This window comes from Halorhodospira sp. 9622 (assembly GCF_022228025.1).
Taxonomy (GTDB): Bacteria; Pseudomonadota; Gammaproteobacteria; order Nitrococcales; family Halorhodospiraceae; genus Halorhodospira; species Halorhodospira halophila_A.
Map to the genome: position 1 here is coordinate 1 of NZ_JAJNRE010000026.1, position 24,505 is coordinate 24,505.

Consider the following 24,505-nt stretch of genomic DNA (forward strand, 5'->3'; position numbering starts at 1 on the left):
CCGCAATGATCCGGCAAGGCGGGGGCGCCTCCGCCGACCGGGGCTTCGGCGGGCGCGTGGCTGGAGGGGCCGGGCCCAAGGGCGCGTTCCCCGCCGAGCCTCCATCCGCGGCGCTATCGCCCTGATGCATAAGGCGACCGGCGCGCGATTCGGACCCGGGAGGAATTTCGGTTATACTGGCGGATTGTGCAATGCCGGATCCCAAGCCGAGCAAGGAGTCGATATGTTCTCCCGAGACATGACCATCGCGGGTTACGACCCGGAGCTGGCAGCCGCTATCGAGGACGAGCGCCAGCGCCAAGAGGATCACATCGAGCTGATCGCCTCCGAGAACTACGCCAGTCCCCGCGTGATGGAAGCGCAGGGCAGCGTGCTGACGAACAAGTATGCCGAAGGCTACCCCGGCAAGCGCTACTACGGCGGCTGTGAACACGTCGACGTAGCCGAGCAGCTCGCCATCGACCGTGCCAAGCAGCTCTTCGGCGCCGACTACGCCAACGTCCAGCCCCACTCGGGCTCCCAGGCCAATGCTGCTGTCTTCCATGCCCTGCTCAGGCCCGGCGACACCATCCTGGGCATGAGCCTCGATCACGGCGGCCACCTGACCCACGGTGCCAAGGTCAACTTCTCGGGCAAGCTGTTCAATGCCGTCCAGTACGGCATCAACGACGACGGCCAGATCGACTACGACGAGATCCAGCGCCTGGCTACCGAGCACCAGCCGAAGATGGTCATCGGTGGCTTCTCCGCCTACTCCCAGGTGGTCGATTGGGCGCGCATGCGCGAGATTGCCGACTCCGTGGGCGCCTACCTGGTCGTGGATATGGCGCACATCGCCGGCCTGGTCGCTGCCGGGGTCTACCCCAGCCCGATCCCCTATGCCGACGCGGTCACCTCCACCACCCACAAGACCCTGCGCGGTCCCCGCGGCGGCATCATCCTCGCCCGCTCCAACCCGGATCTCGAGAAGAAGTTCCAGTCGCTGGTCTTCCCGGGGACTCAGGGCGGCCCGCTGATGCACGCCATCGCCGGCAAGGCCGTGGCCTTCAAGGAGGCCCTCGAGCCCGAGTTTAAGCAGTACCAGGAGCAGGTGGTGGCCAACGCCCGCGCCATGGCCCAGCGCGTCATCGAGCGCGGCTACAACGTCGTCTCCGGCGGCACCGACAACCACCTCTTCCTGATGGATCTGACCCCCAAGAACCTCACCGGCAAGGATGCGGACGCCGCGCTGGGACGGGCCAACATCACGGTGAACAAGAACACCGTCCCCAACGACCCGCAGTCGCCGTTCGTCACCAGCGGCCTGCGCATCGGCACGCCGGCGATCACCACCCGCGGCTTCAAGGAGGCCGAGGCCACGCGCCTGGCCGACTGGATCTGCGACGTCCTCGACAACATGGGCGACGAGTCGGTGGTCGAGCGCGTGCGCGGCGAGGTGCAGCAGATCTGTCGCGAGTTCCCGGTCTACGGCTGATGCCGGACGACGGCTGACCGCCCATGCGCTGCCCCTACTGCCAGAACACCGACACCCGCGTGGTCGACTCCCGCCTGGTCGGTGAGGGGGAGCAGGTGCGGCGGCGGCGCCAGTGCCCGTCCTGCGGCGAGCGCTTCACCACCCACGAGGCCCCCGAACTGGTCTACCCCCGGGTGGTGAAGTCCGACGGGCGGCGCGAGGCGTTCGACGAGGACAAGCTGCGCCTTGGCTTCCGGCGGGCGCTGGAGAAGCGCCCGGTGGCCACTGAGGCCGTCGAGGCGGCGGTGCGCCGCGTCTGCAAGCGGGTCTCCGGTGCCGGAGACCGCGAGGTGGGGGCCAGCACCATTGGTGAGTACGTGATGGAAGAGCTGCGCGAGCTCGACGTGGTCGCCTATGTCCGCTTCGCCTCGGTCTACCGCCGTTTCGAGGATGTCGGCGCCTTCCGCGAGGTCATCGAAGGCCTGGAGCAGCACCGGCGTGACGACGACTGAGAGCCACCGGGACGATGCCCGCTGGATGGCCCGCGCCGTCCGGCGAGCGGCCGCAGTGTTCCCGCCGCCGCACCCCAATCCGCGGGTCGGTTGCGTGCTGGTGCGTGACGGGGCGGTGGTGGCCGAGGCCGCCCATGAGCAGGCCGGTGGGCCGCACGCCGAGGCGGCGGCCCTGCAGGCGGCCGGCGGCGAGGCTGCCGGCGCCACCGCCTATGTCACCCTGGAGCCCTGCGCCCACTACGGGCGCACGCCTCCGTGTGCCCGCGCCCTGATCGAAGCCGGTGTGGCCCGGGTGGTGGTTGGCCACCGCGACCCCAATCCCCGGGTCGCCGGCGGCGGCATCGCGCAGCTCGAGGCCGCCGGAGTAGCGGTCACCGAGGGCGTGCTGGCCACCGATGCCGAGGCGCTCAACCGTGGGTTTCTGCGCCGGATCGCCGGTGGGCGCCCGTGGGTACGCGTCAAGCTGGCGGCGAGTTTGGATGGGCGCACAGCCATGGCCTCCGGCGAGAGCCGCTGGATCACCTCAGCGGCGGCGCGCCGCGATGTCCACCGGGGCCGGGCGCAGGCCGCGGCGGTCCTCACCGGGGTGGGGACCGTGCGGGCGGACGACCCCCGTCTGGATGCCCGCGACGTCGAACCGGCGGTTCCGGCCGAGCGACAGCCGCTGCGCGTGGTCCTCGACCCGCGCCTGACCACGCCGCCGCAGGCAGCGCTGTTCCGGGCGCCGGGGCCGGTGCTTGTCGGTCATGCCGAGTACGTCAACGAGGCCCGGGCGCGGGCGCTGCGCGGCTGTGGGGCTGAGCTGCTGCCCATCCCTCTGCAGGAGGGAGGGCTCCACCTGGGTGCGGTGCTCGACGCCCTGGCCGATCGCGAGATCAACGAGGTCTGGGTGGAGGCCGGGCCGACCCTGGCCGGAGCCTGGGTGCAGGCGGGTCTGGTCGACGAGCTGATCGTCTACACCGCCCCCCACCTGATGGGCGACGCGGCCCGGCCGTTGCTGGTTTTGCCCGGCATCGACGCCATGGCCCAGCGCCGCCCGCTGGCGTTCAGCGATGTGCGCCGGGTGGGGGAGGAAATCCGCATCACCGCGAGGTTGGATTAACGGGATGTTCACCGGGATCGTGGAGACGTGCGGCCGCGTGGCCGCCATCGAGCAAAGCGGCGACGGGCGGATCCTGCGCATCGACGCCCCTGACCTGGGGCTGGCCGAGTGTCGGGTTGGCGACAGCATCGCCGTCGACGGCGTCTGCCTGACCGCCACTGGCATCGAGGATGGGCAGTTCCGTGCCGACGTCTCCGATGAGACCCTGCGCTGCACCACCCTTGGCGGGCTGCGCAGCGGTGCGCGGGTGAATCTGGAGCGCGCGGTCACCCCCACCACGCCGCTGGGCGGCCACCTGGTCACCGGGCACGTCGACGGGGTCGGCGAGGTCGTCGAGCGGGCGCCGGCCGGTGGCTCCGAGCGCTGGCGCTTCCGGGTCCCGGAGGGGCTCGCCCGCTACGTGGCCGTCAAGGGCTCCATCGCCGTGGCCGGTGTCAGCTTGACCATCAACACCGTTGCCGGGCGGGATTTCGAGGTCAACCTGATCCCGCACACCCTGGCCGCCACCAACCTGGGGGAACGCCGCGCCGGCGATCCGGTCAACATCGAGGTGGACCTGGTGGCGCGGTACGTCGAGCGGCTGCTCAGCGCCGGAAGCGACGGGACAGGAGATGGCAGCGGCGGTGGGCTGACCCTTGAGCAGCTACGACAGGCCGGATTCGGGAATGGATGAGGGCATGAGCGAGACGGTGCAGTTCAACAGTATCGAGGAGATCATCGAGGACCTGCGCCAGGGGCGCATGGCGGTCATCCTCGACGACGAAGACCGGGAGAACGAAGGCGACCTGGTGATGCCGGCGAGCCTCATCCGGCCCGAGGACATCAACTTCATGGCCCGCTACGGCCGGGGCCTGATCTGCCTGACTTTGACCCGCGAGCGCTGCGAGCAGCTGCGTCTGCCGCTGATGGTCCATAACAACGATGAGAAGAACACCACCAATTTCACCGTCTCCATCGAGGCGGCGGAGGGTGTGACCACCGGCATCTCGGCCGCCGACCGGGCGCGAACCGTGCAGGCGGCGGTGGCGCCGGGTGCGCGCCCCGAGGACCTGGTCCAGCCCGGGCACATCTTCCCGCTGATGGCCCAGCCCGGCGGCGTGCTCACCCGCGCCGGGCATACCGAGGCCGGCTGCGACCTGGCCCGACTCGCCGGTTTTGCCCCAGCGGCGGTGATCGTCGAGATCCTCAACGAGGACGGCACCATGGCGCGGCGCGACGACCTCATGGCGTTCGCCCGGACCCATGGGCTGAAGATCGGCACCGTGGCCGATCTCATCGCCTACCGGGTGCGCAACGAGCGCTCGGTAGAGCACGTCGGCGCCTGCGAGCTGCCCACCGAGTACGGCACCTTCCGCATGCACACCTACCAGGACAATGTCAGCGGCGCGCTCCACTTCGCCCTGGTCGCCGGGCAGGTGGATGAGGAGACCCCGGCGTTGGTGCGCGTGCACCTGGAGAACCCGCTGGCCGACCTGCTCGGTGCCACCGGGCCGCGCTGCGGCTGGCCGCTGCGTTCGGCGTTGCGCCAGGTGGCCGAAGCCGAGTCGGGCGTGGTGGTGGTGCTGCGCAATGCCGACGCCAACGACGACATCCTTGAGCACATGCGCTGCTACCAGGGCGGCGGCTGCAGCGAGGAGAGCGGCGGCGTGCCACTGGATCTGCGCACCTACGGCATCGGCGCGCAGATCCTCACCGATCTCGGGGTGCGCCGCATGCGCGTGCTCAGCGCCCCGCGTCGCATGCACGCGCTCTCCGGCTTCGGCATGGAGGTGGTGGAGTACGTCACCCCCGAGGGCTGACCGCCGGCGCTTGCGGGGCGCCCGCCGGGCTTGTAGTTTAGCGCCGGAACCCGCGCAAGCGCCGGTCCTACCGAAACTTTCTTCAGGAAACCAGGCATGCAAGTAACCGAAGGACAACTCGTCGCGCTGCAGGACGCGCGGTTCGCCCTCGTGGCGGCGCGCTTCAACGATCTCATCGTCGATCGGCTGATCGACGGCGCCGCCGACACCCTGCGGCGCCACGGCGTCCCGGAGGAGCATCTGGAGCTGATCCGCGTGCCCGGTTCCTTCGAGCTGCCGCTGGCGGTCCAGCGCGTGGCCGACGCCGGTCGCGCTGATGCGGTGATTGCCCTCGGCGCCGTCATTCGCGGCGGCACCGACCACCACCAGTACGTGGCCGCCGAGTGCACCAAGGGCGTTGCCCAGGCCATGATGGGCTCCGGCGTGCCAGTCTCCTACGGGGTTCTCACCGTCGAGACCGTCGAGCAGGCCATTGAGCGCGCCGGGACCAAGGCCGGCAACAAGGGCGCCGAGGCGGCGCTCTCGGCCCTGGAGATGGTCGACCTGATGCGGCAGCTCGAGGCGTAATGGCGGCTTCAGGCGAAGGCAAGCGCCGCTCCCGGGCGCGTTCCAAGCTCGTCCAGGCGCTCTACCAGTACGCGGTCACCGGCGCGTCGGCCGAGGACATCGAGCGGCAGTTCCTCGCCGCCGGCCTCGGTGACATCGACGTGGCCTACTTCCGCGAACTGATCTACGCCATCACGGACCGTGCTGCGGAGCTCGACGAGCAGCTTTCGGCGCTGCTCGACCGGCCCCTGGCGCAGCTCGATCCGGTGGAGCGCTCGATCCTGCGCCTCGGCGCCTACGAGCTGTCCGAGCGCCTGGAGGTGCCCTACCGCGTGGTCATCGACGAATCGGTGGAGCTGGCGCGCCGCTTCGGCGCCGACCAGTCGCACCGTTACATCAACGGCGTGCTCGACCGCTTCGGCGCCACCGTGGGGCTGCGCGCCGCCGAGCGGGGCGAGCGCAAACCCGGGCGGGGGAATCGGCAGTGATCGGCGGAGGCGAGGCAGCGCTCATCCAGCGCTATTTCCACGACCTGACCGCGCAGCGTGACGGGGTCGCGCTCGGGGTCGGCGACGACGCGGCCCTGCTGCACACCGACACCGGCCTGCTGGCCGCCTGCTGCGACACCCTGGTCGAGGACATTCACTTTCCCGGGGACATCCCGCCGGAGGCGTTGGGCCACCGGGTGCTGGCGGTCAATCTCAGCGATCTGGCCGCCGTCGGTGCCCGGCCGGCCTGGGCCCTGCTCTCCCTGACCCTGCCCGAGAAGGATCCGCAGTGGCTAGAGCGTTTCAGCGCTGGCTTCAAGGCGCTGGCCGACCGTCACGGGGTGGCCCTGGTCGGGGGTGACACCACCCACGGACCGCTGTCGGTGTCGGTCACCGCCCTCGGCTCGGTCGCCGGCGAGCACGGCCTGCGTCGCGGCGGTGCCCGGCCCGGTGACGGCATCTGGGTCACCGGCACCCTGGGGGATGCGGCCCTCGGCCTGGAGCTGTGGCTCGAGCGCGAGGAGGCGACGCCCCTGGCCGGCGACCCCGCCTACCTGGCTGGGCGGCTGTTCCGGCCCGAGCCGCGGGTGGCGGCCGGGACGGCCCTGCTCGGCCGGGCGAGTGCGGCCATCGACGTCTCCGACGGGCTGGCCGCCGACCTGTCGCGGGTGCTCGACGAGAGCGGTGTTGGGGGCACTCTGGAGCTGGAGGCGCTGCCCCGCTCCCAGGCCTTCATCGACGAGCGCGGGGATCTGCGCCACCTGCTCCACGGCGGCGATGACTACGAGCTCTGCTTCACCTTGCCGGTGGAGCGCGAGGATGAGATGGCTTGCCTGCGCGAGCATGCCGCCACCCCGGTGACGCGCATCGGCACGGTCGAGGAGACGCCCGGGCTGCGCGGCGTGGACGCCGGCGGGGTGGTCTGCGCCCTGGATCCCGGCGGCTACGACCACTTCGCGGAGGGCTCTTGAACACACCGTTCCGTCTGCGTAGACCCCTGCACTGGCTCGCTACCGCCGGCGGACTTGGCTTGGCACCGCGGGCGCCAGGGACGTTCGGCACGCTGGCGGCGCTGCCGCTGTTCGCGCTGCTCTATGTCGCACCGCTGAGCCTCTATCTGCTGGTCACCCTGGCGGTGATCGTCGTCGGCGTCTGGATCTGCGGCCGGGCGGCCGAGGAGGCCGGGGTCCACGACCACCCGGCCATTGTCTGGGACGAGGTGGGGGGCTACCTGGTGGCCGCATTGCCGCTGGTCACCGGCTTCGGGGTGTTTTCCGTGTGGGTGGACGCCGCGCTGCTGTTCGTGCTCTTCCGACTCTTCGACGCCCTCAAACCCGGCCCCATCCGCTGGCTCGACCGGCGCCTGCACGGCGGGCTGGGGATCATGGCCGACGACGTCGCCGCCGGCGCCGCCGCGGCGGCCCTGTGGTACGCCAGCGTGGCGCTGTTCGCGCCACTTGCCGGATGACCGTCGGGGTCGTTGGGCGTGCCGCATGGCCAAAGCTAGAATGTCGGGAAACGAATTCCGTGAAGCGAGAGCAAACCGCGAGGTGGCGCAGACGGTGAGCGAGCGCGTCTATGTAGAGACTCAGGGCTGCCAGATGAACGACTACGACGCCGAGCGTCTGGTCGACGTGCTGGTCAGCCAGGCCGGCGCCCACCGGGTCGAGCGCCCCGAAGAGGCCGACCTGCTGCTGCTCAATACCTGCTCGGTGCGCGAGAAGGCTCAAGAGAAAGTCTTCTCGCAGCTCGGCCGCTGGCGGCGCTACAAGCAGGAAAACCCCTCGGTGCTGATCGGCGTCGGCGGCTGTGTGGCCAGCCAGGAGGGGGCCGAGATCCTGCGCCGCGCACCCTTCGTCGACCTGGTCTTCGGGCCGCAGACCCTGCACCGGCTGCCGCAGATGCTGGCGCGCCGGCGCGCCGGCGGGGGCGCACAGGTCGACACGGACTTCCCCGAGATCGAGAAGTTCGACCACCTGCCGCAGCCGCGGGCCGAGGGGCCTACCGCGTATGTCTCGGTGATGGAGGGGTGCAGCAAGTATTGCTCCTTCTGTGTGGTGCCTTACACCCGGGGCGACGAGATCAGTCGGCCGGTGGCCGACGTCCTCGCCGAGGTGCGCAGCCTCGCCGGGCAGGGGGTGCGCGAGGTCAACCTGCTCGGGCAGAACGTCAACGCCTACGCCGGCGCCCTCGACGACGGCGAGCCGGCCGATCTGGGCCTGCTCATCGAGGCGGTGGCGCGGATCCCGGGAATCGACCGCATCCGGTTCACCACCTCGCACCCGGCGGAGTTCCATAGCGGGCTCATCGACGCCTACCGCGAGGTACCCGAGCTGGCCGATTTTCTCCACCTGCCGGTGCAGAGCGGCTCAGACCTCATCCTCAAGCTCATGAAGCGCGGCCACGATGCTGCCGCCTACGAGGCACTGATCGAGGAGATCCGCGCCGTCCGTCCCGGGCTGGTGCTCGCCACCGACCTGATCGTCGGCTTCCCCGGTGAGACCGAGGCCGAGTTCGAAGAGACCCTGGCCCTGGTCGATCGCGTCGGTTTCGACGGCGGCGCTTTTAGCTTTGTCTACAGCCCGCGGCCGGGGACGCCGGCTGCGGAGCTCCACGACGGGGTCCCCGAGGCCGACAAGCGCGCCTGGCTGCAGCGCCTGCAGGCTCGCCTGCACGACCAGCAGAGTGCCGCCGCCCGTGCACTGCTCGGCACCAAGCAGTCGGTGCTGATCGACGGTCCGTCCCGGCGTGACCCGAGCGAGCTCTGTGGCCGCACCTCGGGCAACCGGGTGGTGAACTTCCCGGGTGATCCGTCGTGGATCGGCCGCTTTGCCGAAGTTGAGATCACCGACGCGCGCACCCACTCACTGCGGGGGCGCGTCGTCTCTGTGGAGGAACAAGCCATGCACGCAGCAGTCGGCGCAGGCGGGTGACGGCGTGAGCGACCGGCCGCAAGCTATCGACCTCGAGCTGACCCCGGCCGACAACGAACGACTGGCACGGCTGTGCGGGCAGTTCGACGAGAACCTCCGCCAGCTCGAACGGCGCCTGGCGGTCGAGATCCAGAACCAGGGGCATCGCTTCCGTGTCATCGGCGAGGACACGGCGGTGCGCGTCACCCGGCAGGTGCTTGAGGAACTCTACGAGGCCGCTGCCGCGCAGCACCTCGAGCCGGAGGACGTGCACCTCTATCTGCAGCAGGCGCGGCTGCAGGAGCTCCACGAAGAGGCCGGGCAGCCGGACGAGGAGGCCGATGGGGAGGCCAATAGCGAAGCCAGCGCGCCGGCGCAGCGGCGGCGCGACGAGCGCGACGAAGAGGCGGCGGCGATCCGCACCCGCAAGACCGTCGTGCGCGGTCGCGGCCCCGGGCAGCGGGCCTACGTGCAGCGCATCCGCGACAACGACCTGAGCTTCGGCATCGGTCCCGCCGGCACCGGCAAGACCTTCCTCGCGGTGGCGTGCGCCGTCGAGGCCCTGGAGGCCGAGGAAGTGCGCCGGGTGGTCCTGGTGCGCCCGGCGGTGGAGGCCGGTGAGCGCCTCGGCTTCCTGCCCGGTGACATGGCGCAGAAGGTCGATCCGTACCTGCGGCCGCTTTACGACGCCCTGTTCGAGATGCTCGGCTTCGAACGGGTCAGCCGGCTGATCGAGCGCAACGTCATCGAGGTCGCGCCCCTGGCGTTCATGCGCGGGCGCACCCTGAATCACGCCTTCGTGATCCTCGACGAGGCGCAGAATGCCACCGTCGAGCAGATGAAGATGTTCCTCACGCGCATCGGCTTCGGCTCCACAGCCGTGGTCACCGGCGATGTCACCCAGATCGACCTGCCGCCGGATAAGCCCTCCGGGCTGCGCGATGCGGTCGAGGTGCTCCACGAGGTGGATGGCGTCAGCTTCACCTTCTTCGCCGCCTCGGATGTCGTCCGCCACCCGCTGGTGCAGCGCATCGTCGAGGCGTACGATTCGCGGAGTCGCCAGATCGGCGGTCAGGGTACGGGCAAGGGACGCAAGTGAGCGAGTTCGAGCTGGCCTTCCAGCACGTCGCCGGGACGCCGGCGCCGGACACCGCGCAGGTGCAGCGCTGGCTTGCGCCGGTGCTCGATGCGCATGGTCGCGGCGGCGAACTCACCGTGCGCATCGTCGACGAGGACGAGTCCCGGGCGCTCAACCACGCCTATCGCGGGCGCGACAAGCCCACCAACGTGCTTTCCTTCCCCTGCGAGCTACCGCCGGGCCTGCCTCCCGAAGCGGCAGAGATCCTCGGCGATCTGGTCCTCTGCGCCCCGGTGGTGGCCCAAGAGGCCCGCGAACAGGGCAAACCGGAGGCGGACCACTGGGCGCACATGGTGGTCCACGGGGCCCTGCATCTGCTGGGCTACGATCACGAGGAGCCGGCGCAGGCCGAGCGGATGGAGGCCGAGGAGCGGCGCCTCCTCGCCGCGCTTGGGGTGCCGGACCCCTATTTAGAGCGTTGAAAGAGGTCATGCCCGACGGAGAAGCGAACAGTAGCAGCGGCGCTGGCGAGAGCGTCTCGTGGCGCGATCGCCTGCGCCGGCTGGTGACCCAGCCCGAACCTCGCTCGCGGGACGAGCTGGTCGAGCACCTGCGCCGCAGCCAGTCGCTCGGTCTGCTCGACGCCGACGCCCTGTCCATGATCGAGGGCGTGCTCCATGTTTCCGAGCTCCAGGCCCGCGATATCATGATCCCCCGCTCCCAGGTCACCACTGTGGCCCGGGATACCGAGCCGCGCGACCTGCTGCCGACCATCGTGCGCACCGGCTACTCGCGTTTCCCGGTCACCGGCGAGAGCAAGGACGACGTCATCGGGATCCTCCTGGCCAAGGACCTGCTGCGCCTCTTCCACGAGGAGGGGCACAACGGCTTCCGGCTGCGCGAGGTCCTGCGCCCGGTGCTGTTCATCCCCGAGAGCAAGCGGCTCGATGCGCTGCTCAAGCAGTTCCGCGAGAGCCGCAACCACATGTCCGTGGTGGTCGACGAGTATGGCGGTCTGGCCGGGATCGTCACCATCGAGGACGTGATCGAGCAGATTGTCGGCGAGATCGACGACGAGCACGACTTCGATGAGGATGCCCCCATCCTGGCCCGTGACGACGGCAGCTGGATCGTCAAGGCGGTCACGCCCATCGAGGCGTTCAACGAGGCCCTCTCCGCCGGACTCAAGGAGGACGACCTCGACACCGTCGGCGGCCTGGTGGCGCAGCGCTTCGGACACGTGCCGTGCCGCGGCGAGCGCATCGTCTTCGCCGGTTTCGAGTTCCGCGTCCTGCGCGCCGATCAGCGCCGCATCCACCTGCTGCGGGTCATGCCCGTGGGGAGCGAGGGCGATGACGACGGCTGAGCGTCTCGCTGCCGGGCGCGCCGGGGTGTTCGCCGCTGGCCTGGCCGGAGCCGGGCTGCCGCTGGCCTTCGCGCCGCTGGACTGGGCGCTGCTGGCGGTGCTCGCCCCGGCGGTGCTCTTTGCCGTGGCCGCGCTGGCACCGCGTCGGCGCGCCCTGCAGGCCGGCTACGCCTTCGGTCTGGGGCAGTTCGGCGTCGGTGTCTCCTGGGTGTTCGTCAGCATCAATGACTACGGCGGTGCCGGTCCGGCGCTCTCGGGGCTGGTCACCGTGGTGTTCGTCGCCTTTATGGCGCTGTTCCCCATGCTGGCGGTGGCCCTCGGGCGCGGTTTGGGGCGCGGTTTGGGGCGCGGCCCCGGGCTGCGCCTGCTGGTCACCCTGCCGGCGGCGTGGGTGGCGGTGGAGTGGCTGCGTACCTGGCTGTTCACCGGGTTCCCGTGGCTGTTCGTCGGCTACGCCGCCCTGGACACGCCGCTGGCCGGGCTGGCGCCGGTGATCGGTGTGCTCGGGCTGAGCGCCCTGCTGGTGTTGCTCGCCGGCGCCGCGGCGTGGCTGGTGACGGCCCCCGGGTGGCGGCGCGGGGCGAGCGTGGCGGCGCTGGCTGTGGCGGCGGTCGCCGCCGGGTTGGCAGCGGACCGGCCGTGGACCGAGGCCCAAGGCGAGCCGGTGCGCGCGGCGCTGATCCAGGGCAACTTCAGTCAGGACATCAAGTGGGATCCGGTGCAGCTCGAGCGCATCCAGAGCCGCTACGCTGAGCTGACCGCCGAGCACGCCGGGGCGGACCTGGTGGTCTGGCCGGAGACCGCCATACCGCGTCGCTTCGATACGGTACAGCCGTACCTGGAGCAGGTCGCCGAGCGGGTCCGCGAGGCCGGGGGGACGCTGGTGCTCGGCATCCCCTACCGGGAGTGGGCTCCGGACGGCGGGCAGTTGCACAACAGCGTGGTGGTCCTCGGCGAGCAGCGCGATGTCTACCACAAGCGCCACTTGGTCCCCTACGGCGAGTATGTCCCGTTCCGCGATCTCTTTGGTCGCAGCCTCGACTTCCTCGGCGCCCCGATGGCCGACTACAGCCCCGGGCCGCGCCCGGAGCCGCTGGCCGTCGATGATCGCCTGCGCCTGGGCGCCACGGTCTGCTATGAGGTGGCCTACCCCGTCGCCGTGCGGCGCACGGCGGGCGCGGTGGATCTGCTGGTGAACGTCAGCAACGACGCTTGGTTTGGCGATTCGTTGGCGCCCCATCAGCACCTGCAGAAGGCGCGCATGCGCGCGGCCGAGGCCGGGCGCTGGATGCTGCGCGCCACCAACACCGGGATCACCGCGGTGATCGGTCCCGACGGTGGGGTGGTGGAGCGACGGGCGCAGTTCGAGGTGGCCACCCTGGTTACCGAGGTGGAGCGGCGCAGCGGCGTCACCCCCTACGCCCGCATCGGCGATGGACCGCTGCTCGGGCTGCTCGCCGCCGCGCTGGTGCTGCCCGGTGGGCTGCGCTGGTACGCCCGGCGCCGGCGGGCCTCAGCCGCCGACTGACGCCAACCAAGGCAGGGCCACCGGCAGCAGGAAGGCGGTCACCAGTCCGGCCAGCCCCAGGCCCAAGCCGGCGAAGGCCCCGGCCGCGGCGCTGCTGCTGAACGCCTGCACCGTGCCGAAGCCGTGGGCGGACAGGCCCAGCGCCAGGCCGCGTGCCGCCTCATCGTGGATGCGCAGCAGGCGGAAGATCAGTGGTGCCATCAGACAGCCCAGCGCGCCGGTGATCAGCACCAGACCGGCGGTCAGTGACGGCAGCCCGCCCAGCCGCTCGGCAATGCCCATGGCGATTGGCGAGGTGACCGACTTGGGCGCCAGCGACAGCAGGGTCTCCCGCGAGGCGCCCAGTGCCGCCCCCACCCACACCGCCGACAGCGCCGCGGCCAGGCTGCCGGCCACCACCGAGACGGTGATCGGCAGCAGCAGTTCCCGGATGCGCGGCAGCTGATCGAACAGCGGCACGGCTAGGGCCACGGTGGCCGGGCCGAGCAGGAAGTGGATGAACTGAGCCCCTTCGAAATAGGTGTCGTAGTCGGTGCCGGTGAGCAGCAGGAAGGGGATGAGCAGGGCGGTGGCGATCAGTACCGGGTGGGCCAGCGGGGCGTTGCCCAGCCGTCGCCAGAGCGCCTGCCCGATCAGGAACGCCACCAAGGTGACCGTGAGCCCCAGCAGCGGGCTCTCGGCCAGGAAGGCCCAGATGTCCTGGAAATCCTCAGTCACCGTCGTCCTCCGCCCGACCAGCGCGCCCGCGGCGCAGCCAGCGCCACTGGAACAGCGCCGCGGTCACGGCCAGCGCCACCCCGGTGCTGACCACCAGCGCCGCGGTAATGGCCACGGCGTCCGTCTGCAGCCGCGGCAGGTGCAGGAGGATGCCCACCCCCGCTGGGATGAGCAGCAGCGCCAGGTAGCGCAGCAGCCCCTCGGCAGCGGTGCGCAGCCCCGTGGGGACGCGGCCCACGGCGATTAGCGTGGCGAACAGCAGGGCCAGGCCGATCACCGGGCCGGGCAGCGGCAAGCCGAAGAGCCGGGCGATGACCTCGCCGAGCAGCTGGAACCCGAGCAGCAGGGTCAGGCCGAGCAGCACTCGGGCGTCTCCGTCTGGCGCAGGGTCAGCACGGGCCAGCCGTTGCGCCGGGCCTCGCTGCGTAGGGTCTCGTCCGGATCCACGGCCACCGGGTGCTCGACATGACGCAGCAGCGGGAGGTCGTTGAGCGAATCGCTGTAGAACCACTTCTCGGCCCGCTCCAGCCCGCGCTCGCGCAGCCATGCGTCGACCACCCGGATTTTGCCCTCGCGGAAGGTCGGGGTGCCGGTGTGGCGGCCGGTGTAGCGGCCGTCGCGGCGCTCCGGCTCGGTGGCCAGCAGTGTGGGAACCCCCAGACGCTCGGCGATGGGCGCGGTGACGAAGCGGTTGGTGGCGGTGACGATGGCCAGGCGGTGCCCGGCGCGGCGGTGCTCGTCGAGCAAGGCCTCGGCGGCGGGCAGCACCAGCGGCTCGATCCACTCGCGGACGAAGTCGGCACGCCAGGCGTTCAGTTGCTCCTCCGGGTGCTCGGCCAGGGGGCTGAGGGCGAAGGCGAGGAAGGCGTCGATATCCAGTCGCCCCTCGATATAGTCCTGGTGGAAGCGCCGGTGGGTCTCGGCGAAGGCCTCGCTGTCCACGGCTCCGCGGGCTACCAGGTACTCGCCCCACAGGCTGTCGCTGTCACCGGCGATCAAAGTGTTATCCAGGTCGAACAGGGCGACGGACACTGCACCTCCTCCGGTTATCGGGTGGGTGGGGAGCGGGGATCAGGCGGGCCCGGCCCTGCGGCAACGTTGCCCGGGTTGCACCCCCTGTGAAAGAATAACATCGGCAATTTCCGCGTAGGGAGGCGTCTCCGGGTGGTCGATTCTGACGGCTTTCGGCCCAATGTCGGCATCATCGTCGCCAACGACGACGGCCAGGTGCTATGGGCTCGGCGGGCCGGAGAAGACGCCTGGCAGTTCCCGCAGGGCGGGGTCGAGGCCAACGAGACCCCGCTGGAGGCGCTCTACCGCGAACTGCGCGAGGAGATCGGCCTGACGCCTTCGGACGTGGCCGTGCTCGGTGCGACGCGCCGCTGGCTCCGTTACCGCCTGCCCCGCCGCATGATCCGGCGCCGTGGCAGCCGGTGTATCGGGCAGAAACAGATCTGGTTCCTGCTGCGCCTGCTCGCCGACGAGCAGCGGGTGCGCGTCGACCGGGTGCCGCGTCCCGAGTTTGACCGCTGGCGTTGGGTCGACTACTGGTATCCGGTCGACGAGGTCATCTTCTTCAAGCGCCAGGTCTACCGCCAGGCGCTGCAGGAACTTTCCGGCTGCCTGCAGGCCGGTGACTGGGCCGGAACCGGTACCGAGGGTGGCACCCCTGCAGCCATCCCGCCGGCGGCGCGGCGACGATTGCGATAGGGCGGGGCCCCATGCTGGAAATCCTCCACCGCGTCTCCCGGGAAGTGAACGCAGCGCCCAACCTGCGCCAGGGGCTGCGAATCATCGTCGAGCGGGTGGCCGACGCCATGGCGGTGGATGTCTGCTCGGTCTACCTCCTCGATGCCGCCCAGGGCGACTTCGTGCTCATGGACACCCGCGGACTCAACAGCGAGTCCGTGGGCCGTGTGCGGCTGACCTCCGCCGAGGGGCTGGTCGGCCTGGTCGCTGAGCGCGAGGAGCCGATCAACCTCAAGAACGCCCCGGCGCACTCGCGTTTTCGTTACTTCCCCGAGACCGGCGAGGAGCGCTACTCCTCTTTTCTCGGCGTGCCCATCATCCACTACCGTTCGGTGCTCGGCGTGCTCGTCGTCCAGCAGACGGAGCAGCGCCGCTTCGAGGAGAGCGAGGTCGCCTTCCTCGTCACCCTCGCCGCGCAGCTCGCGGGGGCCATCGCCCATGCTCGGGCCAGCGGCGGCATCCACGGTATTGGCGACGAGCCGGTGGCCGAGGACAGCCGCGCGCTGCGCGGACTGCCCGGGGCGCCCGGGGTGGCCATCGGTACGGCGGTGGTGCCCTACGCGCAGTCGGATCTCAATGCCATCCCCGACCGCGTCGCCACCGACCCGGAAGCCGAGGTGGCGGCCTTCGAGCAGGCGGTGGCGGAGGTCACGGCGGAGCTTCGCCAGCTCGGTCAGCAGATCTCCGCCTCGGTCACCGCCGACGAGCAGATGCTCTTCGACGTCTACCTGCGCATGCTCGAGGGCGACAGCCTGGTCAACGAGACCGTCGAGCGCATCCGCGCCGGCAACTGGGCGCCCGGGGCGCTGCGCCAGGTCATCGGTGAGCACGTGCAGGTCTTCGAGAACATGGACGACCCTTACCTGCGCGAGCGCTCGAGCGACATCCGCGATCTTGGCCGGCGGATCCTCGGGCGGCTGCGCGACGAGGGTGGCCGGGTCGAGGCCCTGCCCGATCAGGCCGTGCTGGTGGGCCACGAGGTGAGCGCCTCGCAGCTCGCCGAGATCCCCCACGACCATCTCGTCGGCGTCGTCTCGGCCACCGGCTCGCGCAACTCCCATGTGGCCATCCTCGCCCGGGCGCTGGGCATCCCCGCGGTGATGGGCGTCGACGACCTGCGCACCCGGCAGATGGACGGTCGGCCGGTGGTAGTGGATGGCTACGCCGGGCGCTTCTACGTCGACCCGACAGAGACCGTCGAGCATGAGTACCAGCGCCTGATCCGCGACGAGGCGGAGTTCACCGAGGGGCTTGAGGCGGTGCGTGACGAGCCGGCCACCAGCCCCGACGGGCGCACGATCGCCCTCTACGCCAATACGGGCCTGATCTCGGACATCAACCTGTCGCTGGCCGCCGGCTGTGACGGCATTGGACTGCACCGCACCGAGTTCCCGTTCCTGATCCGCGATCGCTTTCCCGGCGAGGAGGAGCAGGCCGATCTCTACCGCCGGGTGTTGGAGCAGTTCGCGCCGCAGCCGGTAACCCTGCGCACGCTGGACGTCGGCGGCGACAAGTCGCTGGCCTACTTCCCGATCGAGGAAGAGAACCCCTTCCTGGGCTGGCGCGGCATCCGCCTGACCCTGGACCACCCGGAGATCTTCCTTACGCAGCTGCGCGCCATGCTGCGCGCTGACGTGGGGCTGGGGAACCTGCAGATCCTGCTGCCGATGGTCAGCCGGCTCGAGGAGATCGCCGATGTGCGCCGGCTGCTGCTGCGTGCCCGCCAGGAGCTGGCCGAGGAGGGCATCCAGGCGCGCATCCCTCCGCTGGGCGTGATGATCGAGGTGCCGGCCACCATCTACCAGATCGATCGCTACTGCGATCAGGCCGACTTCCTCTCCCTCGGCTCCAATGACCTGACCCAGTATCTGCTGGCGGTGGACCGCAACAACAGTCGGGTTGCCGGGCTCTACGACGAGCTCCATCCGGCCGTGCTCGGGGCCGTGCGCCATGTGGCACAGGCGGCGCGGCGTCACGGCAAGCGCCTGACCGTCTGCGGCGGCATGGCCGGCGATCCGGCGGGGGCGATCCTGCTGGTCGGCTTCGGCATCGAGGGGCTGTCGATGAGCGTCTCGAGCCTGCTGCGCATCAAGTGGGTGGTGCGCCGGGTGCCGGTCGCCCGCGCTGCCGAGCTGGCCAACCGCGCCGTCGAGATGGACTCCCCCGAGGAGGTCCGGCGTATGCTGCGCCGCACGCTGGAGGAATACGAACTCGGCGGACTGATGCGCGCGGGCAAGTAAATCCTCGCAATTGACAATCACTCGCGTTCAAGGTGTGATGGTCCCTTGTCGGAGTGATCGGGGGCCTGCCATGTACGTCTGTATCTGCAACGCCGTAACCGAGCGGCAGATCCGCGAGGCAGTGGCCTGCGGGTGCGCCTCCATGCGCGAGCTGCGCACACGGCTGGGGGTGGCCGGTTGCTGCGGCAAATGCGGCCCCGAGGCGCGGCAGCTGCTCGGCGAGTGCGCCGACTGCCCGCTGGAGCGGCGTGCTGCCGGTTCGACCGGGCCGGAACCGGTGACAGTGGAGCCGCCTGCCCCCCGGGCGGCCGCCGGATCGACAGACGCTGCGCCCGGGCCTTGATAGAATCAACCACGGTTACATTCAGGAACGCGTTCACAAGGGGGCGCCATGGCAAGTGACAAGAAGGTCATCGAATACCTCAACGGCGGGCTCAAGAAAGAGCTCACGGCGATTAACCAGTACTTCCTCCACTCCCGCCTGGCGTACGACTGGGGCTTCGACAAGCTCGGCGCCAAGGAGTACGAGGAGTCCATCGAGGAGATGCAGCACGCCGACCAGTTCATGCAGCGTATCCTCTTCCTCGGTGGCCTGCCCAACCTCCAGGAGCTGGAGAAGCTCAAGGTCGGCGAGAACGTGCGTGAGATGCTCGAGGCGGACCTGGCCGGTGAGCACGACAGCCTGGCCTACTACCGCGAGGCGGCGGCGTATTGCGAGTCGGTGCAGGACTACGCCTCGCGCGACCTGTTCACCAGCCTGATCGCCGACGAGGAGGGCCACGCCGACTGGCTCGAGACGCAGATCAAGCTCATGGACCAGCTCGGCGAGGCCAGCTATCTGCAGATGCAGATGGTTGCGGCTAACGAAGGCGAGGGCGAAGGCGAGGGCTGAGCCCGCCGCCTAGCGGATCGCTGCTGCACGGGACCCCGTCGGCGACGCCGGCGGGGTCCCGTGCGCTTGGGGGTGTCTAGAAGGGCTTGACCACGGCGAGGACGACCACCGAGATCAGGATCAGTACGGGCAACTCGTTGAAGACCCGGTACCAGACATGGCTGCGCTCGTTGCGGTCGTCGGCGAAGGCCTGCAGGAGCTGGCCACAGTACAGGTGGTAGGCGATCAGCAGGGTGACCAGGGCCAGCTTGGTCAGCATCCACCCCTCGTTGAGCAGCTGCGGGAACAAGACCAGCATCCAGATGCCCAGGCCCACGGCGACAATCGCGCTCGGGTTCATGATCCCGCGGTAGAGCTTGCGCTCCATGACCTTGAAACGCTCGTTGCTGATCTCGTCCTCGGCCATGGCGTGGTAGACGAACAGCCGGGGCAGGTAGAACAGGGCCGCGAACCAGGTCACGATCGCGATAACGTGGAAGGCTTGGATCCAGATGTACAGCACGACGGGTCCTCCTGACGTTTGGATAGGGGCGGCGTCTCGCTCGGCGCCGGCTCCGCGCGTATTGTAGGCCCTGCCCGCGTGGCGGCGGGAGCCCATGCGGCTATCAGTAACCGGAAACCAGGGGGAGAGGAAAGACCCATGATCGAAGTAGGCATTGTCGGCGGTACCGGCTATACCGGCATGGAGCTGCTGCGCCTGGTCGCGCGCCACCCCGGGCTGCGGCTGGCGGAGATCACCTCGCGGGCCGAGGCCGGTACCCGGGTGGACGAGCTTATGCCGGCGCTCGAGGGGGTGGTCGACAATGTCTTCACCGCGCCCGACACCGAGCGTCTGAGCCGCTGCGATGTGGTCTTCTTCGCAACGCCCAACGGGATTGCCATGGAGTCGGCGCCGGCGCTGCTCGAGGCCGGCTGCCGGGTGATCGACCTAGGGGCCGACTTCCGGCTGCGCGACCCGGCGGTCTGGAACGAGTGGTACGGCATGGCCCACAGCTGTCCCGAGCTGCTTGAAGAGGCCGTTTACGGCTTGCCCGAGCGCTACCGCGACGCCCTGCCGGCGGCGCGGCTGGTGGCCAATCCGGGCTGCTACCCCACGGCCGTGGCCCTGGGGCTGCTGCCGCTGCTCGAGGTCGGTGCGCTCGGTGATGGACCGGTGGTCGCCGACTGCAAGTCCGGTGTCTCCGGTGCCGGCCGGGCGGCCAAGGTGGCCACCCTCTTCTGCGAGGCCAACGAGGGCTTCAAGGCTTACGGCGCCAGCGGCCACCGCCACCTGCCGGAGATCGAGCAGACCCTGGCGCAGACCGCCGGGGCACCGGTGGATGTGACCTTCGTCCCCCATCTGGTGCCGATGACCCGTGGCATGCAGGCCACCCTGCACGTGGCCGTGGATCGTCCGCTGGACGAGCTCGAGGCCCTTTACCGGCAGCGCTACGCCGAAGAGCCCTTCGTCCGCCTCGTCGGCCGCGGCGCCCATCCGGAGACGCGCTGGGTCCGGGGCACCAACGACTGTCGCATCGGCCTGCACCAGCCGCCGGGGCGCAGCGACCGGGCGGTGATCCTCTCGGTGATCGACAATCTCACCAAGGGGGCGGCCGGGCAGGCGGTCCAGAACCTCAATCTGATGTTCGGCCTCGACGAGACCGCCGGGCTGGAGGGGTTGGCCTACGTGCCCTAGGGGCCGGTTTGACCTGGCGGGTAGGCGCCTACAAAATGCATGTTATCCGCTAGGGGCCTGTCGGCCCCGGCGTCCACCTGCGGAGGGACCACCCATGAGCGATATCGCCGAGCCCGAGACCCACGCCCCGGCCGACGATCAGCTGCTGATCTTCACCGATGCCGCCGCGGACAAGGTCCGCGAGCTGCTCCAGGATGAGCAGGGCGGTGACGTGAAGCTGCGCGTGTTCATCACCGGCGGCGGCTGTTCCGGCTTCCAGTACGGTTTTACCTTCGACGAGACCGTCGAGGAGGGCGATACCATCATCGAGAAGCGCGGGGTGCAGATCGTCGTTGACCCGGTCAGCGGCATCTATCTGCAGGGCGCGGAGGTCGATTTCTCCAGTGGCCTTGAGGGCGAGCAGTTCATCATCCGCAACCCCAACGCCACCACCACCTGTGGTTGCGGCTCCTCGTTCTCCATCTGAGCCGCGCCGCCGGGGTCACGGTGCGTAGACGCCGCCCAGAACGGCGGGGCGCCGTGCTCCGGTGACCGACGGCAGGTTGCCGGGGTGGCCGTGGAGGCGGGCCCAGGCCAGCCAGGCGAAAGCGGCCGCCTCCACGTAGTCCGGGTCCATACCCAGCACTGCCGTGCTGGCCACGTCCGCCCCCGGGCAGTGCGCCTGTAGCCGTCTCATCAGGTGCTCGTTGCGGGCCCCGCCGCCGCAGACCCGTACCCGGCGCGGGGTGCCCCCTCCCGCGTGCAGCGCATCGGCCACGGTGCTGGCTGTCAGCTCCGCCAGGGTGGCCTGGACGTCCACCGGCTCCTCGGTGCCCTGGCAGTGCTTCAGCAGCCAGGCCGCGTTGAAGTACTCGCGGCCGGTGCTCTTCGGAGCCGGCCGGGCGAAGTAGGGGTCGCTGCGCAGCCGCGCCAGGAGCGCGGCATCCACGCGGCCGCTGGCCGCCCAGGTGCCGTCGGCGTCGAAGGGCGCGCCCAGGTGGCGGCGCGCCCAAGCGTCGAGCAGCGTGTTGGCCGGCCCGCTGTCGAAGCCGATCACCGGGCCGCCGTCGGCCGGTAGCAGGGTCAGGTTGGCGATCCCGCCCAGGTTGACCACCGCGACCGCCTCATCCTGCTGCCCCCAACAATGCGCATGGAAGGTGGGCGCCAGCGGTGCGCCGTGCCCGCCTTCGGCAATATCCCGGCGGCGGAAGTCAGCCACCACCGGTAGCCCGGTGCGGCTGGCGATACGGTTCGGGTCGCCGAGTTGCAGGCTGTGTCCCGGCTCCCCGGTGGTGGGGTCCGGCCCCTGGTGCCAGACGGTCTGGCCGTGGCAGCCGACGGCGTGCACCGGCAGCTCGGCGGGAGCCTGCTGCCGCAGCGCCGCCGCGGCTGCGGCGAAGGCTTCTGCCAGGCGCCGGTCCAGCTCGCAGAGCCGGTGCAGCGGCGTCTCTGCGCCGACCTCGTGGACCGCAGCGGCGAGGGCGTCGTTCAGCGGGCTCCAGGCGCTGGCGACAATATCGCCCACCGCGCCGTCGGCACCCAGGCGGAGCAGCGCGGCGTCGATGCCGTCGACACTGGTACCCGACATCAGGCCGATGTAGCCTCCCTCGGCGCCACGTTCGCTCAACGGCGCTCCTCACCGCTGGCCAGCTGGATGTCCGCCGACGACTCGCCGCGCAGGCTCGCCAGCAGCGGCGCGGCGTGCTCGCGGAAGGCGCTGCGATGCTCGTCGGGCAGCGGCTCGGCGCGGGGCAGGTCCACGGTTACCGGGTTGCGGTGGCGGCCGTTGTCGATGAACTCGTAGTGCAGGTGCGGGCCAGTGGCCTGCCCGGTGGCCCCCACGTAGCCGATGACCTCGCCGCGCTGGACGCGGTCGCCCACGCTCAGGCCCGAGGCGTAGCGCGACAGGTGGGCGTACAGGGTCTGGTAGCGTTCGCCGTGGCGCAGGGTGATCACCCGGCCGTAGCCCCCGTTGCGGCGGCGCTCCACCACGCGCCCGTCGGCGGCGGCGCGCACCGGTGTGCCGGTGGGCGCAGCCAGATCCACGCCCAGGTGGGGCCGGCGCACGCCGAGGATCGGGTGGCGGCGATTGCGATCGAAGTGGGAGCTGATTCGCTCGAAATCCAGGGGGTAGCGGGTGAAGGTCCGCGCCAGGCTGGTGCCGTCCGGGGTGTAGAAGCTCACCCGGCCGTCCGGGTCCTCGAAGCGCAGCGCCTCCAGCGTCTTGCGGGCGCCTTCCAGGCGCATCGCCTTGAGGCGCTTGCGCAGCGTCTGCCCATCGGGGCCAAGGGTGCGCTCGTAGAGCACGGAGAAGGTGTCGCCGCTACGCAGGTCCCGCCCCAGGTCGATGTCGCCATCGAGAACCCGGGCGAGCTGCATGATCATCCGATCGTCCAAGCCGGAACGGCGGGCGGAGAGAAACAGCGAGCCCTCAATCGTCCCCTCGACCTGGCGCAGTTCGCGCTCCAATTCCCGGGGCACGGTCTTCGCCTCGAAGCCGTCATCGCCGCGGCGGACGAGCAGCTTCTGCTCGGGGTCCATGGCGAAACGCACCCCGGCCAACGTCCCCTCGTCGTCGCGCAGCAGGGTCAGGGTCTGTCCCGGGCGCAGGCGCGTGAGCGCGGACTCGGCGGGCTCGCCGGCGTTGAGGATGCGCTGCACGTCACCGGCGGTGTGCCCGGCCCGGGAGAGGATGCGAGCAAAACTGTCGCCGGAGCGGACCGTGACCTCGTGTTCCTCCAGCTCTGGGCGTACGTCGGCCCGCGCGGCCTCGTCTTCCCTTTCGGTCGAGGCCGGCAGCGGATCGCTTTCGTCGGCTGCAGGGGCGAGCGCCAGGGTGGTCAGTCGGCCGGCCGGCGCCTCCTCAAGGCCGTTGGCGTTGTCCGTGCGCGTGCCTGCGGTGGCCGGTGCGGCCTCGGCGGGGGGCAGCACCAGTTCGGAGTCGGCTGGGGACCCTTGCGGGGACGGTGAGCCATCCATCCAGAGCCAGATCAGGACGGCGGCGGCGCTCGCGCTGCCGGTGATGGCAGCGATGCGCAGCACGGGGCGGCGGTGCCGGCGGCGTCGGCCCGTCGCGGGCCGGCGGCCCTTGAAATCGAGCTCGGTCAGTCGGGTCTGCACGGGGCTAGGCTCCAGTCGGCGCTTCGCGGGATCGGTCCCGGGCGAGCGTGCGCGGCAGCCACTGACGCGGCGCCGGGCTCGGCCACAATCCGGGGGTTACGGTACAATACGCGATTTTACATAGTGATGGGCAGGGGGCGAGGCATGACGAAGGAAGATGCACGGGCGCTGATCCGGCGCGGGGTCGAGGAGATCATCCCGGAGGCGGAGCTCGAAGAGCGCCTGGAGTCGGGCAAGCGGCTGCGCATTAAGGCCGGCTTCGATCCCACCGCGCCGGATCTTCACCTCGGCCACACGGTGCTGATCAACAAGCTTCGGCAGTTTCAGGACCTCGGTCACGAGGTCTTGTTCCTGATCGGCGATTTCACCGCCACCATCGGGGATCCGAGCGGCAAGAGCGCCACCCGGCCGGCGCTGACCCCGGAGGAGGTGCGAGAAAACGCGCGTACCTACGAGGAGCAGATCTACGCCATCCTCGATCCGGAGCGCACGCGGCTGGTGTTCAACTCCGATTGGATGGGCACCATGCAGGCTGGGGATCTGATCCAGCTCGCCTCCCGCTACACCGTCGCGCGCATGCTCGAGCGCGACGACTTCCACCAGCGCTACCAGGCCGGTTCGGCGATTGCGATCCACGAGTTCCTCTACCCCCTGATCCAGGGCTACGACTCGGTGGCGCTGGAGGCCGATTTCGAACTGGGAGGCACGGATCAGCGCTTCAATCTGCTCGTCGGCCGCGAGCTCCAGCGTCAGTTCGGGCAGAAGCCGCAGACGGTGATGACCATGCCCCTGCTCGTCGGTCTCGATGGTCACAAGAAGATGTCCAAGTCGCTGGGCAACTACGTGGGTGTGAAGGAGTCCGCGGAGGACATCTACGCCAAGCTGATGTCCATCTCGGATGAGCTCATGTGGCGTTATTTCGAGCTCCTTAGCCTGCGCCCCTGGGATGAGGTCGAGGCGATGCAGCGCCGCATTAGCGAGGAGGGGATGAACCCGCGGGATGCCAAGGACGCCCTGGCCTTCGAGCTGGCCGAGCGCTTCCGCGGGCGGGCGGAGGCCGAGCGGGCGCGTGAGGCCTTCGTCGCGCGGTTCCGGCACGGCGCCGTCCCGGAGGATGTGCCGCACGTCACCCTGTCCTATGATGAGCAGGGCGGGATCGGCATCGCCACGGCGCTCAAGGAGGCGGGGTTGGTCGGCTCGACCTCCGAAGGGCTGCGCATGGTCCGACAAGGGGCGGTGCGGGTCGACGGTGAGCGCGTGGAAGATCCCAAGGCGCGCCTGGAGGCCGGCGTCGGGTGCCTCTTGCAGGTGGGCAAGCGTCGGTTTGCGCGGGTCAGTGAAAAAGGGGC

The 24,505-nt window shown here is 70.2% G+C and carries 27 protein-coding genes; 21 read left to right on the forward strand and 6 right to left on the reverse strand.

The features are described 5' to 3' along the window. Positions 1–223: 223 nt before the first annotated feature. From glyA to lnt, 14 genes are all read left to right on the forward strand, one after another. A complete protein-coding gene (gene glyA, locus LRG07_RS11595) occupies positions 224–1,474 on the forward strand; it encodes a serine hydroxymethyltransferase (protein ID WP_238642464.1) in 1,251 nt (416 codons plus the stop codon). A 23-nt stretch (positions 1,475–1,497) separates the two neighbouring features. Next, positions 1,498–1,965 carry a transcriptional regulator NrdR gene (gene nrdR, locus LRG07_RS11600; protein WP_201169462.1) on the forward strand — a complete coding sequence of 156 codons (468 nt, stop codon included), beginning with the start codon at positions 1,498–1,500 and terminating at the stop codon, positions 1,963–1,965. After that, positions 1,952–3,067, forward strand: a complete 1,116-nt coding sequence (gene ribD, locus LRG07_RS11605) for a bifunctional diaminohydroxyphosphoribosylaminopyrimidine deaminase/5-amino-6-(5-phosphoribosylamino)uracil reductase RibD (RefSeq protein ID WP_238634043.1) — start codon at positions 1,952–1,954, stop codon at positions 3,065–3,067. The genes nrdR and ribD overlap by 14 nt, the downstream gene beginning before the upstream one ends. Positions 3,068–3,071: 4 nt before the next feature. Then, the gene (locus tag LRG07_RS11610) at positions 3,072–3,740 is read left to right on the forward strand and encodes a riboflavin synthase (RefSeq protein WP_238634044.1); all 669 of its coding nucleotides are present in this window, start codon (positions 3,072–3,074) and stop codon (positions 3,738–3,740) included. A gap of 4 nt (positions 3,741–3,744) precedes the next feature. Next, complete coding sequence (gene ribBA / locus LRG07_RS11615) at positions 3,745–4,866, forward strand: bifunctional 3,4-dihydroxy-2-butanone-4-phosphate synthase/GTP cyclohydrolase II (RefSeq protein ID WP_238634782.1); 1,122 nt, start codon at positions 3,745–3,747, stop codon at positions 4,864–4,866. Positions 4,867–4,962: 96 nt separating this feature from the next. Next, the gene (gene ribE / locus LRG07_RS11620) at positions 4,963–5,433 is read left to right on the forward strand and encodes a 6,7-dimethyl-8-ribityllumazine synthase (protein WP_011813696.1); all 471 of its coding nucleotides are present in this window, start codon (positions 4,963–4,965) and stop codon (positions 5,431–5,433) included. Then, positions 5,433–5,900, forward strand: coding sequence for a transcription antitermination factor NusB (gene nusB, locus LRG07_RS11625; protein ID WP_201169456.1), 468 nt, complete (start codon positions 5,433–5,435; stop codon positions 5,898–5,900). The genes ribE and nusB overlap by 1 nt, the downstream gene beginning before the upstream one ends. Beyond that, positions 5,897–6,871, forward strand: coding sequence for a thiamine-phosphate kinase (thiL, locus tag LRG07_RS11630; protein WP_338018462.1), 975 nt, complete (start codon positions 5,897–5,899; stop codon positions 6,869–6,871). The genes nusB and thiL overlap by 4 nt, the downstream gene beginning before the upstream one ends. Beyond that, positions 6,868–7,368: a phosphatidylglycerophosphatase A gene (locus LRG07_RS11635; protein ID WP_201169454.1), complete on the forward strand. Its 501-nt coding sequence runs from the start codon at positions 6,868–6,870 to the stop codon at positions 7,366–7,368. The genes thiL and LRG07_RS11635 overlap by 4 nt, the downstream gene beginning before the upstream one ends. Before the next feature lie 94 nt (positions 7,369–7,462). Next, positions 7,463–8,833, forward strand: coding sequence for a tRNA (N6-isopentenyl adenosine(37)-C2)-methylthiotransferase MiaB (miaB, locus tag LRG07_RS11640; RefSeq protein ID WP_201169825.1), 1,371 nt, complete (start codon positions 7,463–7,465; stop codon positions 8,831–8,833). Positions 8,834–8,837: 4 nt separating this feature from the next. Beyond that, a complete protein-coding gene (locus tag LRG07_RS11645) occupies positions 8,838–9,911 on the forward strand; it encodes a PhoH family protein (RefSeq protein WP_201169452.1) in 1,074 nt (357 codons plus the stop codon). Then, on the forward strand, positions 9,908–10,372 hold the full coding sequence (gene ybeY / locus LRG07_RS11650) for an rRNA maturation RNase YbeY (protein WP_201169450.1): 465 nt from the start codon (positions 9,908–9,910) through the stop codon (positions 10,370–10,372). Before LRG07_RS11645 ends, ybeY begins: the two co-directional genes overlap by 4 nt. Before the next feature lie 8 nt (positions 10,373–10,380). Beyond that, the gene (locus LRG07_RS11655) at positions 10,381–11,256 is read left to right on the forward strand and encodes an HlyC/CorC family transporter (RefSeq protein ID WP_201241484.1); all 876 of its coding nucleotides are present in this window, start codon (positions 10,381–10,383) and stop codon (positions 11,254–11,256) included. Continuing rightward, on the forward strand, positions 11,243–12,784 hold the full coding sequence (gene lnt, locus LRG07_RS11660) for an apolipoprotein N-acyltransferase (protein ID WP_238634783.1): 1,542 nt from the start codon (positions 11,243–11,245) through the stop codon (positions 12,782–12,784). Before LRG07_RS11655 ends, lnt begins: the two co-directional genes overlap by 14 nt. On the opposite strand, the gene LRG07_RS11665 is transcribed toward lnt, so the two are convergent. The 3 genes from LRG07_RS11665 to LRG07_RS11675 are packed head-to-tail and all read right to left on the reverse strand — an operon-like array spanning position 12,770 to position 14,533. Continuing rightward, on the reverse strand, positions 12,770–13,501 hold the full coding sequence (locus LRG07_RS11665) for an LrgB family protein (protein WP_201169434.1): 732 nt from the start codon (positions 13,499–13,501) through the stop codon (positions 12,770–12,772). The two genes, lnt and LRG07_RS11665, sit on opposite strands and share 15 nt — an antisense overlap. After that, positions 13,494–13,865, reverse strand: a complete 372-nt coding sequence (locus tag LRG07_RS11670; protein ID WP_201169431.1) for a CidA/LrgA family protein — start codon at positions 13,863–13,865, stop codon at positions 13,494–13,496. Before LRG07_RS11670 ends, LRG07_RS11665 begins: the two co-directional genes overlap by 8 nt. Further along, positions 13,850–14,533, reverse strand: a complete 684-nt coding sequence (locus LRG07_RS11675) for an HAD family hydrolase (protein ID WP_201169429.1) — start codon at positions 14,531–14,533, stop codon at positions 13,850–13,852. Before LRG07_RS11675 ends, LRG07_RS11670 begins: the two co-directional genes overlap by 16 nt. A 132-nt stretch (positions 14,534–14,665) precedes the next feature. On the opposite strand from LRG07_RS11675, the gene LRG07_RS11680 reads away from it, so the two are divergent. The 4 genes from LRG07_RS11680 (at position 14,666) to bfr (ending at position 18,382) form a co-directional block, all read left to right on the forward strand. Next, positions 14,666–15,211, forward strand: a complete 546-nt coding sequence (locus tag LRG07_RS11680) for an RNA pyrophosphohydrolase (protein ID WP_201169426.1) — start codon at positions 14,666–14,668, stop codon at positions 15,209–15,211. Between the two features lie 11 nt (positions 15,212–15,222). Next, positions 15,223–17,490, forward strand: coding sequence for a phosphoenolpyruvate--protein phosphotransferase (gene ptsP / locus LRG07_RS11685; protein WP_201169423.1), 2,268 nt, complete (start codon positions 15,223–15,225; stop codon positions 17,488–17,490). 70 nt (positions 17,491–17,560) lie between these two features. Beyond that, positions 17,561–17,833 (forward strand): bacterioferritin-associated ferredoxin, encoded by a 273-nt coding sequence (locus LRG07_RS11690; protein ID WP_201169420.1) that lies wholly within the window; start codon positions 17,561–17,563, stop codon positions 17,831–17,833. A 48-nt stretch (positions 17,834–17,881) separates the two neighbouring features. Next, on the forward strand, positions 17,882–18,382 hold the full coding sequence (gene bfr, locus LRG07_RS11695) for a bacterioferritin (protein ID WP_201169418.1): 501 nt from the start codon (positions 17,882–17,884) through the stop codon (positions 18,380–18,382). Positions 18,383–18,458: 76 nt separating this feature from the next. Here bfr and hemJ read toward each other — a convergent pair whose 3' ends face one another. Beyond that, positions 18,459–18,884, reverse strand: coding sequence for a protoporphyrinogen oxidase HemJ (gene hemJ, locus LRG07_RS11700; protein WP_201169417.1), 426 nt, complete (start codon positions 18,882–18,884; stop codon positions 18,459–18,461). Positions 18,885–19,022: 138 nt separating this feature from the next. On the opposite strand from hemJ, the gene argC reads away from it, so the two are divergent. Both argC and erpA read left to right on the forward strand, forming a co-directional pair. Further along, positions 19,023–20,057, forward strand: coding sequence for an N-acetyl-gamma-glutamyl-phosphate reductase (gene argC / locus LRG07_RS11705; RefSeq protein WP_201169415.1), 1,035 nt, complete (start codon positions 19,023–19,025; stop codon positions 20,055–20,057). A gap of 94 nt (positions 20,058–20,151) precedes the next feature. Next, positions 20,152–20,523: an iron-sulfur cluster insertion protein ErpA gene (gene erpA / locus LRG07_RS11710; RefSeq protein WP_201169413.1), complete on the forward strand. Its 372-nt coding sequence runs from the start codon at positions 20,152–20,154 to the stop codon at positions 20,521–20,523. Between the two features lie 15 nt (positions 20,524–20,538). On the opposite strand, the gene LRG07_RS11715 is transcribed toward erpA, so the two are convergent. Next, positions 20,539–21,663, reverse strand: coding sequence for an anhydro-N-acetylmuramic acid kinase (locus LRG07_RS11715; protein ID WP_255772042.1), 1,125 nt, complete (start codon positions 21,661–21,663; stop codon positions 20,539–20,541). Beyond that, entirely contained in the window at positions 21,660–23,156 is a 1,497-nt protein-coding gene (locus LRG07_RS14100) for a peptidoglycan DD-metalloendopeptidase family protein (RefSeq protein WP_201169411.1), read from the reverse strand. Before LRG07_RS14100 ends, LRG07_RS11715 begins: the two co-directional genes overlap by 4 nt. Before the next feature lie 144 nt (positions 23,157–23,300). Here LRG07_RS14100 and tyrS point away from each other — a divergent pair. Next, on the forward strand, positions 23,301–24,505 hold a 1,205-nt coding region (gene tyrS, locus LRG07_RS11725), incomplete at its 3' end, for a tyrosine--tRNA ligase (protein ID WP_201169410.1).

What these genes read in the sequence shown, in the direction of transcription:
- glyA (WP_238642464.1), top strand. Translation starts at nt 224, where the DNA reads ATGTTCTCCCGAGACATGACCATCGCGGGTTACGACCCGGAGCTGGCA.
- nrdR (WP_201169462.1), top strand. Translation starts at nt 1,498, where the DNA reads ATGCGCTGCCCCTACTGCCAGAACACCGACACCCGCGTGGTCGACTCC.
- LRG07_RS11610 (WP_238634044.1), top strand. Translation starts at nt 3,072, where the DNA reads ATGTTCACCGGGATCGTGGAGACGTGCGGCCGCGTGGCCGCCATCGAG.
- ribBA (WP_238634782.1), top strand. Translation starts at nt 3,745, where the DNA reads ATGAGCGAGACGGTGCAGTTCAACAGTATCGAGGAGATCATCGAGGAC.
- ribE (WP_011813696.1), top strand. Translation starts at nt 4,963, where the DNA reads ATGCAAGTAACCGAAGGACAACTCGTCGCGCTGCAGGACGCGCGGTTC.
- nusB (WP_201169456.1), top strand. Translation starts at nt 5,433, where the DNA reads ATGGCGGCTTCAGGCGAAGGCAAGCGCCGCTCCCGGGCGCGTTCCAAG.
- LRG07_RS11655 (WP_201241484.1), top strand. Translation starts at nt 10,381, where the DNA reads ATGCCCGACGGAGAAGCGAACAGTAGCAGCGGCGCTGGCGAGAGCGTC.
- lnt (WP_238634783.1), top strand. Translation starts at nt 11,243, where the DNA reads ATGACGACGGCTGAGCGTCTCGCTGCCGGGCGCGCCGGGGTGTTCGCC.
- ptsP (WP_201169423.1), top strand. Translation starts at nt 15,223, where the DNA reads ATGCTGGAAATCCTCCACCGCGTCTCCCGGGAAGTGAACGCAGCGCCC.
- LRG07_RS11690 (WP_201169420.1), top strand. Translation starts at nt 17,561, where the DNA reads ATGTACGTCTGTATCTGCAACGCCGTAACCGAGCGGCAGATCCGCGAG.
- bfr (WP_201169418.1), top strand. Translation starts at nt 17,882, where the DNA reads ATGGCAAGTGACAAGAAGGTCATCGAATACCTCAACGGCGGGCTCAAG.
- argC (WP_201169415.1), top strand. Translation starts at nt 19,023, where the DNA reads ATGATCGAAGTAGGCATTGTCGGCGGTACCGGCTATACCGGCATGGAG.
- erpA (WP_201169413.1), top strand. Translation starts at nt 20,152, where the DNA reads ATGAGCGATATCGCCGAGCCCGAGACCCACGCCCCGGCCGACGATCAG.